Source organism: Pseudomonas sp., assembly GCF_036387035.1.
Taxonomy (GTDB): domain Bacteria; phylum Pseudomonadota; class Gammaproteobacteria; order Pseudomonadales; family Pseudomonadaceae; genus Aquipseudomonas.
In genome coordinates, this window is sequence record NZ_DASVUM010000237.1 from 17,182 (window position 1) to 27,702 (window position 10,521).

At 60.3% G+C, this 10,521-nt stretch carries 6 protein-coding genes and 2 pseudogenes; 7 read left to right on the forward strand and 1 reads right to left on the reverse strand.

Annotated features, from left to right (window positions below):
* Window positions 1-38: 38 nt before the first annotated feature.
* The 7 genes and pseudogenes from fhuF (at window position 39) to VF672_RS21600 (ending at window position 9,012) form a co-directional block, all read left to right on the forward strand.
* Window positions 39-770, forward strand: coding sequence for a siderophore-iron reductase FhuF (fhuF, locus tag VF672_RS21575; RefSeq protein WP_331106681.1), 732 nt, complete (start codon window positions 39-41; stop codon window positions 768-770).
* Between the two features lie 293 nt (window positions 771-1,063).
* Window positions 1,064-1,771 (forward strand): annotated as a pseudogene (locus VF672_RS24715) (cache domain-containing protein); the annotation flags it as partial.
* 261 nt (window positions 1,772-2,032) lie between these two features.
* Window positions 2,033-2,629 (forward strand): annotated as a pseudogene (locus tag VF672_RS24720) (methyl-accepting chemotaxis protein); the annotation flags it as partial.
* A 190-nt stretch (window positions 2,630-2,819) separates the two neighbouring features.
* Window positions 2,820-3,575: a gluconate 2-dehydrogenase subunit 3 family protein gene (locus tag VF672_RS21585; RefSeq protein ID WP_331106684.1), complete on the forward strand. Its 756-nt coding sequence runs from the start codon at window positions 2,820-2,822 to the stop codon at window positions 3,573-3,575.
* A gap of 2 nt (window positions 3,576-3,577) precedes the next feature.
* Complete coding sequence (locus VF672_RS21590; protein WP_331106686.1) at window positions 3,578-5,353, forward strand: GMC family oxidoreductase; 1,776 nt, start codon at window positions 3,578-3,580, stop codon at window positions 5,351-5,353.
* A gap of 11 nt (window positions 5,354-5,364) precedes the next feature.
* Entirely contained in the window at window positions 5,365-6,726 is a 1,362-nt protein-coding gene (locus tag VF672_RS21595) for a cytochrome c (RefSeq protein WP_331106688.1), read from the forward strand.
* 807 nt (window positions 6,727-7,533) lie between these two features.
* A complete protein-coding gene (locus VF672_RS21600) occupies window positions 7,534-9,012 on the forward strand; it encodes a DUF6861 domain-containing protein (RefSeq protein WP_331106690.1) in 1,479 nt (492 codons plus the stop codon).
* Between the two features lie 594 nt (window positions 9,013-9,606).
* Here VF672_RS21600 and VF672_RS21605 read toward each other — a convergent pair.
* Window positions 9,607-10,521, reverse strand: a 915-nt coding sequence (locus tag VF672_RS21605; RefSeq protein ID WP_331106692.1) for an MFS transporter, incomplete at its 5' end; no start/stop codon positions are given.

The window sequence follows — 10,521 nt, forward strand, 5'->3', positions numbered from 1 at the left end:
TTCACGATGAGCAGGCGGTCAGCACAGCGAATCGCCACATGATTCCTGCGCTGGCGCCGCTGTTCATTGCCGGTTTCCAGCACTACCGCGATGTGCTGGTGCTGCCCGACGATCCCCGCGTCGGCGTGCCCCTGCGCACCTTTCTGACGGGCGATCACCTGAGCGACGTCCTGAGCCGGTTTGGCGCTGCCTATCCTGGGAGCGACTCGCGCGGACTGGCGTCGGTCTGGAGCAAGCACTACTTCATCACGCTGATACCGCCGGTAGTCGGGGCCTCGCTGATCCTCCAGCACCGTCTGCCGCTTCAGCTCGATCACCTGCAACTGATCCTCGACGACGCCGGTTTGCCTGCCGCCTTCACACTTCGTGACCCCGGCCAGCGCTGGCCATCGCGTCCGGCCGACGCCTTCGCGCGTTTCGACGACCTGCTCGAAGGGCACCTCACACCATTCATCGAGGCCATCGCCGCTCACGCTCGTATCTCGCCCAAAGTGCTGTGGAGCAACGCCGGCAACTATTTCGAATGGTTATTGGGCGTACTGGCAAACGCGATGCCCCACGCTGATCTCAATCATGGTCACCAGTTGTTGAACGCCCAATACCGACCGCACGGACGCCGCAACCCGCTGTACCAACCGGTGCGCTACCTCAAGGTCGACGGGCAAGACGAACTGATACGCCGACGCCGGGTGTGCTGCGTGCGGTACCGAGTCACCGGGCTTGAGTTGTGTGACAACTGTCCGCTAGCCAGAACAGGCTGTCGCTCCTGAACGGAAGCAGGCAGTTTTGCACCCCCAGCCCGCGCCCGCTCTGGCCTGCAGCTCTCACTGAGGAGCATTGTTCAGCCGAGGCCAAAACGTTGGCGTCAAATAGCCATCAAAATGTTTGAAGTTGTATGATCTCCGGCCGATAGTGGTGGACCACTGACCAGGAGGTAATTTATCCCATGAAGCTTACCGTCAAGCGCAAGCTGCTCTGTCTCGCCATCATTCCCGCCCTGCTGTTCGCGCTGATTCTCAGCGGCGTGGCAGCGTGGGTGCTCCAGCGCAGCGCCGATCTGGAAATGCAGGAAACCCGCGAAAAGCTCGTCGAGCGCAATCGTGAGGTTCTCAAGAATTACGTTGACGTGGCACTGACCACGATCCAGCCGCTGCACGATGCCTCTCCATTCGGGGATACGGCTGCACGAGACAAGGCACTGGCGCTGCTCAAGCCTATGAAGTACGGCGAAGATGGTTATTTCTTCGGTTACGACACCAAGGGCCTGCGGGTTTTCCGCGGCGACAGCGCGGCGGGCGTCGGCAAAAGCTTCTGGGACACCCGCGACCCCGACGGCACTTACCACTACCAGACCTTCGTGGAAGTGGCGAAGAACGGTAAACACTACGTTGATTACGCTGCGCCCAAGCCCGGCGATGAAGCGGTGCAAGTGCCCAAGCTCGGTTATACCGTGTACCTGGACAAGTGGGACATGGTGCTGGGCAGCGCGATCAATATGGACGATATCGACGCCGCCATGGTTCTGGAACAGGCCGCCGTTACCAGTCGCACCCGCAACATCCTCGGCAGTGTGTTCGTGGTGACGCTGGTTCTGCTGCTGCTCACGGCAGCGGTGGGCATCTGGACGGCCAACGGCATCGTCCGCCCTCTGCGCATTCTCAAAAGCAACCTGGACGACATCGCTGCTGGCGACGGCGACCTGACCCACCGCCTGGTGGTCACCAGCCGCGACGAACTGGGTGATCTGGCGGCGTCGTTTAACCTGTTCGTCGACAAGATCCACGCCATGGTTGCGCAGGTTGCGCAGATGACCACCGACCTGGACGGACTGGTCAATCAGGCCACGCAGCAAACCCTGCGCTCCGAAAAAGCCATGCAGCGTCAGCGCGAAGAGACCGATCAGGTCGCCACCGCCATTCATGAGATGTCCGCCGCCGCCCAAGAAGTGGCGCACAGCGCGCAGCGGGCTGCCGAGGCCGCTTCGGAAACCGATCAGCAAGGCCAGGCCGCGCGCAAAGTGGTGGGCACCAGCATCACCTCGATGAACTCGCTGGTGAACGATATCCGCTTGGGCGGTACCAGCCTCGACAGCCTGCAGCAAGACGTGCGCTCCATCGTCTCGGTACTCGCCGTTATCCGCTCCATCGCCGATCAGACCAACTTGCTGGCCCTCAACGCAGCGATCGAAGCCGCGCGTGCCGGGGAAGCCGGTCGCGGTTTTGCGGTGGTCGCCGATGAAGTCCGCGCGCTGGCCAGTCGTACCCAGCAAAGCACCCAGGAAATCCAGGGCATGATCACCCGTCTGGAAACAGGCACCCATGCCTCGGTCGAAGCCATGCGCCGTTCCACTGAAGCGGGCGAGGGCGCCAATAAGCAGACCAACGAAGTGGGTCAGTCGCTGGATTCCATCTCGGGGTTGATCGGCACCATCAACGCGATGAACGCGCAAATTGCCAGTGCTGCCGAAGAGCAGACCTCGGTGGCCGAGGAAATCAACCGCAGCGTTCATCAGATCGCTGGTGCTGTGGAAAACCTCGCGGAAGAAACCGAGCAGAGCTCACGCACCATGCGTGACGTCTCCACGCTGGGCGGCAACCTCAGCGCCCTGGTTCGCCAATTCAAGATTTGATGAATCGTTTAACCCGGGCACGCCGAGGCGTTAGCTGGTCTAGTAACGCCCGAATGCTTAGCTTGGCAATGATTAGCCAGCGATGTAATTGCCCCGCGCGCGCCTCGACCGCCACAGCGCGGGTCAACCATAAGAAGAACAAATAGAAAAAAGACGCCCACACGTGATGGGTCTTTTGGAGAAGCGAACGATGTTTGATGACGACACCTCCCCGGCGCGTCGCGATTTTCTACGCAAGTCGCTGACGCTTATTCCGGTTGTTACCCTGGCCGGTGCCGGCCTTCCTGCCGGTGCGTTCGCGCAAACGCCGGCCAGCGACGCAAAGCAAGGCCCGTCTGCCGCGCCGAATCCGGCAGCGGCGGCTGGCAATTACACGCCGACGTTCTTTACGCCGCAAGAATGGGCGTTTCTCATCGCTGCCTGTGATCGTCTGATCCCGGCCGACCACGTCGGGCCCGGCGCCGTCGAACTGGGCGTCCCCGAATTTCTGGATCGGCACATGCAGACGCCGTACGCCAACGGTGGCATCTGGTACATGCAGGGCCCGTTCCTCGAGGCGGCGCCCGAGTTCGGCTATCAGGGCCGACTGAACCTGCGCGAAACGCTGCGCCTGGGCATCAAGGCCATGGACGCCAACTGCAAAAAGACCTTCGACGGCAAGGTGTTCGCCGAGCTGTCCACGCCCCAGCAGGAAGACGTGCTCAAGGCGGCCGAGAGCGGCAAGCTGGCGCTGGACGACATTGCGTCGAAGCTGTTCTTCAGCAACCTGCTCAACGAAGTGCGCAACGGCTATTTCGCCGACCCGTCCCATGGCGGCAACAAGAACATGGGCGCGTGGAAGATGATCGGCTACCCCGGCATGCGCGCCGATTACATGGACTGGATCACGGTACGCGACACGCCGTATCCGCTGGGTCCGGTCGATCTGTCCGGGCGGAGGGGCTGAACATGGCTAACGCAAAACCGAAAGTGGACGCCGTCATTGTCGGCATGGGCTGGACCGGCGCGATCATGGCCAAGGAACTCACGGACGCGGGGCTGAACGTGGTGGTTCTGGAGCGTGGCGCCGACCGCGACACGCAACCGGATTTCGCTTACCCCAAAGTCGTCGATGAGCTGGAAGGCTCGGTGCATCGTCGTTACCTGCAAAGCCTGGCGCAGGAAACCGTCACGGTGCGCCACAACCTCACGTCCACCGCTGTGCCCTATCGGCAGATGGGCTCGTTCAAACCCGGCACAGGCGTCGGCGGTGCGGGCAGTCACTGGTCCGGCTGCCATTTCCGCGCGTTGCCGGAAGACTTCAAGCTGCGAACCAACGTCGAGCAGCGTTATGGGTCACGCTTCATTCCTTCGGACATGAGCATTCAGGATTTTCCGGTCAGCTACGAAGACCTCGAACCGCACTTCGATCACTTCGAGTACGTCTGCGGCACGTCGGGGAAGGCGGGGATCATCAGCGGGGTCAAGCAACCCGGCGGCAACCCCTTCGAAGGCTCGCGCTCCCGTGAGTTTCCGCTGGGCCCCAACCCCAATTACCTCGGCGCCGAAATGTTCTACGGCGCCGCGCGGGAAATGGGCTGGGACCCGTACCCGATTCCGGCCTCCAACGCGTCGGCGCCCTACGTCAACCCGTACGGTTGCCAGATGGGTCCGTGCAACGCCTGCGGTTTCTGCAGCGATTACGGTTGCCTTAACTACTCCAAGGCGAGCCCCAACATCAGCATTCTGCCGGTGCTGCGCCAGCGCAAGAATTTCGAGCTGCGCACCCACGCCCAAGTGCTCAAGGTCAACCTCGACAGCGAGGGAAAAAAAGCCACCGGCGTCACCTACCTCGATGCCCAGGGCCGGGAGGTCGAACAGCAGGCCGATCTGGTGTTGCTGTGCGCGTTCTCGCTGTACAACGTTCACCTGATGCTGCTCTCGGGGATCGGCAAACCCTACGATCCGCAGACCGGCGAAGGCACCATCGGGCGCAATTATTCCTACCAGAACCTCAACCGCGTGGTGCTGTTCTTTAACAAGGACGTTCAGGCCAATCAGTTCATCGGTATCGGTGGCGCCGGCACGACCATGGACAACCTCAACGGCAACCAGCTGGATAACGCCAAGGCCGGTTTTGTCGGCGGCGGCATCATCTGGGCGCGGCAGCCAGGGGCCGGGCCGGTGCGCGGAATTAACGTACCACCAGGGACGCCGAACTGGGGCACGGCCTGGAAACAGGCGGCCAGCGACTCGTTCCGTCACTCGTTCTATTTCGAGGTACAGGGCGCCTGCATGTCCTACAAGCAGCATTACCTGAGCCTGGACCCGACCTACAAAGACGGCTTCGGTCGACCGTTGCTGCGCATGAACTTCGACTGGCACGACAACGAGGTCAAGGCGTCGCAGTTCCTGGTGGGCAAGGCGCTGGAGATGTCGAAGATCCTCAACCCGATCGCGCTGGCCGGCGACGCCAAGAAACCCGGCGAGCATTACAACATCACCAAGTACCAGAGCACCCACACCTGTGGCGGCGCGATCATGGGCAGCGATCCAAAGACCTCGGCGCTGAACCGTTATCTGCAATCCTGGGACGTGCATAACGTCTTTGCCATCGGCGCCAACGCATTCCCGCAGAACAACGGCTACAACCCGACCGGCATGGTGGGTGCGCTGGCGTACTGGTCTGCCACGGCCATTCGGGAGCAGTACCTGAAGAACCCCGGCCCACTGGTTCAGGCTTAAGGAGAATGACCATGAAGAAGTTTCTCTTTAGCCTGATTTCACTGGCTATGCTGGTGTTTGTCGCGCTGCTGGTGTTCGCCCTCTGGCCGACCTCCACGCCGAAACTCGCCCCCGCGCCCGACACCGATCAGGCCGCGCTGGTGGAAAAAGGTCGCTACCTGGCGGACGCCGGAGATTGCACGGCGTGTCATACGGCCAGTGGCGGCAAGCCCTTTGCCGGAGGGCTGCCAATTGCCTCGCCCATCGGCACGCTGTTCAGCAGCAACATCACGCCTGACGAAGCGTCCGGGATTGGCCGTTATTCGCTGGACGACTTCGACCGCGCGCTGCGCCATGGGATCGCGGCGAACGGCAACAGCTTGTACCCGGCCATGCCGTATCCGGCCTATGCGCGAACCACGGACGACGACGTGCGTGCGTTGTATGCGTACTTCATGCACGGCGTCGCCCCGGTGCGCGGCGAGAACCGCGTCAATGACGTGCCGTGGCCATTGTCGATGCGTTGGCCGCTGGCAATCTGGCGCAAAGTCTTCGCGCCGACGTCCGAGGCCGTGGTGTTCGACGCGACGCGCTACCCGGATCAGCAGGTCGCCCGCGGGGCCTATCTGGTCCAGGGGCTAGGGCACTGCGGCAGCTGCCACACGCCCCGTGCATTGACGCTGGAAGAAAAAGCGCTGGATGAATCGGGCGCGGAATTTCTCTCGGGCGGCCCGGTCATCGACGGCTGGCTGGCGGTGAATCTGCGCGGCAATCCAGCCGACGGACTGGGCAGCTGGAGCAAGGACGACATTGTCTCCACCCTGCGCAGCGCCCGCAGTGCGACCCACGCGGTATTGGGCGGCGCGATGGGGGATGTGGTCGTGCACAGCACCCAGCATCTCAACGATGCCGACCTGCAGGCGGTGGCCGCGTACCTGAAAACGCTGCCGGCGAATGAGCGTCAGGTCTCCAGCTTCAAGGCAGACCCGGCCACTGCCAAGGCGCTGGCGGCGGGACAGGAGGGCAGTCGCGGCGCTGAGTTGTATGTCGACAACTGCGCGGCCTGTCACCGCACCAACGGACAGGGTTACGAGCGGGTTTTCCCCAAGATCGCTGGCAACTCGTCGGTGCTGTCGGAAGACCCGGTGTCGATGATTCGTCTGGTGCTGGCGGGGAGCAAACTGCCGAGCACCGCGACGGCGCCATCGCCACTCGGGATGCCCGCTTTCGCCTGGCGAATGTCCGATGAAGAAGTGGCGCAACTGCTGACCTTCATCCGCAACAGCTGGGGCAATCAGGCACCGGCTGTCACCGCCGGGCAAGTGGGGGAGATGCGCGCGACACTGCCCAAGGAATCGCCCGCGGTGAGTCGCACGGACATCGCCAAGCCTTGAGGTTTAGCTCGGTCCTGACCCTCTGATGTGATTAGTCCCACGCTCCGCGTGGGAATGCCGCGTTCACTCAGCGGGACCGGCGTTAGCCGGGAAGGCGTCAGTCGTTACACCACAAAAATCACGATGCTCCCACCGGCCAGTTCCCGGCCTAAGCCGGTCCCACTAAAACAACGCATGACCCAGTGGGACCGGCTTCAGCCGGGAAGGCGTCAGTCGTTACACCACAAAAATCACGCTGCTCCCACCGGCCAATTCCCGGCTAAAGCCTGTCCCACTAAAACAACGCACGACCCAGTGGGACCGGCTTCAGCCGGGAAGGCGTCAGTCGTTACACCACAAAATCACGCTGCTCCCACCGGCCACTTCTCGGCTAAAGCCGGTCCCACCAAGGCATCGCATGCATTCATTGGGTCTCGCTGAAACCCCAATGTGTGGGACCGGCTTCAGCCGGAAAGCTGCACGCCTCATCTTCCACGCCCCGAGAATCAATCCGTTAACGTACTTGGGGCGGGAGCCATATTGGGCAATTTCGCGCGGACGAATCTTTGCGGCGGCCAGTAATTGCCTTCCCTCTACCCACCAAGGTTTATGCGCTCATTCAGAAAGGAAAAGTGAAGATAGGTGGATTGATCAGTGGCCGCCGTTTGTGTTTATGAGCCGCCGCGCAATGCTGCGTTTCACAGTAATGGACGATGGCAAACCGATAAGGCAGGATTGGCGCCCGCTACTGTCGACCTTAGCCATCACCAGTGAGCGTCAGGGTCGCTTACGCGGGAACATGGACAGACTCTTCCCAAGGATTGTGAAATGAAAGCGGACCTCTTGGCTCTTGTGCCCAGTTGGGGCGACATCGAGCGAAACCTTGACCAGAAATACAGCGAGCTCAACCAAAGCGTCAGCGATGGTTTGCAGAGCGCCAACGACGCCTGGGACGGTTTCACTCGGAGAATCAGTAACGGCGCTTGCCAAGCCTATGGCTACGCGGGCGGACGTCGAACTGATAACGTCCGGCACGCTATGGAGCAGTCGTACCCGATCCTGCAACTGGACTTGTCCCGTAAGTGGGCTTCGATCAACATCTCGCAGATCTTGCCGGTACTGCTCCAGCTAGTGCAGGAAGTTGTCATGATCCTGGGTGGTAGCGTTGCTATAGGTGGTGCTGTCGGAGGTGCAGCCGGTTCTCTGGCATTCGGTATTGGTGCGGCGCCGGGCGTTGTGGTTGGAAGCAGCATAGGCTTGCAGATTGGCAATTTAATCCTCGGTGCACTGGGCCTCTGGTCAATCACCGGATATTTTTCCGCTGGCATTCAGCCCTGTCTGTCGAGTTTGTGGGAAGGATTGAGCACGGCGTGGCAGGCAGAGGACGGATTGATACCCGAAGGACTGGACCCTAGCGGTGCGTCGGCGGCAACTATCAGAGAAAAGAACGAGCGCGCAGCTCGGCAGTTGGCACGCGGGCAAGAGCAGTTAGTGTTATTGCTATTGGTTGCGTTAGTCACCTTCTTGACCCGTGGACAGTTAAAGGGAGGCATTACTAGCAGTTTGGAAAGCATTTCCACGCGCAGTGCAAGGCTTCAGGCGGAGATTTCGAACAAGGAATTTGCGAACTGGTTCGCGATAAACGAGCAGAAGATCCTGTCCCATCCGGAATTGCAAATTAAAGAAAGAGCTCCGCTAACCAAATCTGCCGGTGGTGCAACACCCGATATTGAAAAAGTTTTCGGTGATGCAACACCAAGTACCGTAAAACCTGCTGGTGATGCTACATCCAATATCCCCAAACCTGCCAATGACGCTACACCCAATATCGCAAAGTCTGCTGAGGCATCAGCACCGAACGCTGATAAGCCACAACCGCAAGAAAAAACGATTGAGTCGAAAATCGACAAGCATTCAGCTGTCAGTACGAACCTGCCAGGGAGGGTTGTCGGTGTGTTCGACATGATCAATGATCCCGGACCTTTGGCAGAATTAAGAGGTAGCCCAGCGGGGAACTTTGGTGGAGGCCGATATAATGCGGTAGAACTTTCAGAGGATGTGATCCTCCATCGAGGCGGAGATTCCAATGGGAAAGCTTTGGGTCAGTGGTTTACGGAGGAGGCCCCCACCTCAGTAACTCAAGTTAGAATCGACACCGCTGTCAAGCCGCAATGGATTGATCCGGTTACGGGAGAATTGACTGGCAGCTCTCCCGTGAACACTGTCTACGCCATCAAAATCCCCCGCCGGAACGATAGTTTACGAGGGGCCGGTAGGGAGCCCGGGGGGCATATTTGTCGGGGGTGATGACATATGGCAAATCTTTGTGCATGAGCCTTGGAAACTGCCTGGTGTAGAGGTAGTTGGCAATCCAATTCCTATTAAATGCGGTGCAACTATGACTAACTCAACGCTTGTAAGCATGCTTTTAGAACTTAAGCATATATACCACGGTGAGCGTTGCGGTGATTTTGACAGAGGTATTGACGCGATTGTCAGCATATTGTCGGAGAACGCTCTGCCAGGAACGCCTGCGTGGGAGGCTGGATCTATTTACAGAACTATGGCGGGTTCCAAGTCGGAATTTTCAGACATCTACATAGATCGCGACACCGTCGAGCAGCGGATCGCAGCTAACGCGCGACTTGATGCTATCCGGCAAACTCTCTGGGATACCTTTGCCAGGACTTGATGCGGCGCAATATCGTTGATGGCGACGGACCAACGATCTTCTCAATTCCGGTGTTACATCTTTGTCTGAACCTGATGTGCTTATGATAAAACAGGCTGAGGCCGGTCCCGCCAAATCAATGCGTGCAGCCAGCGGGACTGGCTGCAACCCCGATTTGTAGGACCGGCTTCAGCCGGGAAAGCGTCTGTCGTCACGCCGGAAAAGCGAGATCACGCCCCCCGCCCGCGCAACCCGCTGCGCCCATAAATCGCCACCACCACAAAACACCCCAGCGGCAGCAGATACGCCAGCGCCGTGGACGAGTGGTCCGCCACCAGCCCCATGAAATACGGCATCAAGGCGCCGCCGACGATGGCCATGATCAGGAACGAGCTGCCGCGTTCGGTGTGTGGGCCAAGGTTTTTCACGTCCATGGCGAAGATAGTCGGGAACATGATCGACATGAAGAAGAACACGGCGACCAGCGCCACCACCGACACGCTTTCCACGCCGCTGACCACCACCGCACACAGGGCGACGTTGATCCACGCGTAGACCATCAACAGTCGCTGGGCCGGGATGCGGCCCATCAGCCAGGTGCTGAAGAAGCGCCCACACATGAAGCAGATCATCGCGACTGACAGCAGGTACGCGGCGCTCTGGCTGGTCATGCTGGCCCAGTGCTCGGTCACGTAATTGATGAAGAACGCGCCCACCCCGACCTGCGCCGCGACGTAGAAGAACTGCGTGATCATGCCGCCGACGAATTCCCGGTGCTGCCAGAGGGTCTTGCTGTCCTGGCGCTGGATGCTCGATTCCTGTTCGCGCAGATCAGGCATCGGCGTGCGGGCGAACAGCGCGGCGACCAGCAGCACGATCACCGCGATCACCACGTAAGTGGTTTGCAGCGAGCTGTTGTCACCGCCGGTGTTGCCGGCGCTGAAAAACAACGCGCCGCCTAACAGCGGCCCGACGAACTGGCCAAGGCCGTTGAACGATTGCGCCAGATTCAGTCGTCGCTCTGCGCCTTTCGGATCGCCCAGCACGGTGGCGTACGGGTTGGCCGCCGTCTCCAGACAGCCCAGACCCAGGGCGATCACGAACAGCGCAAACAGGAAAAACGGAAAGCTCGCCGCATTGGCCGC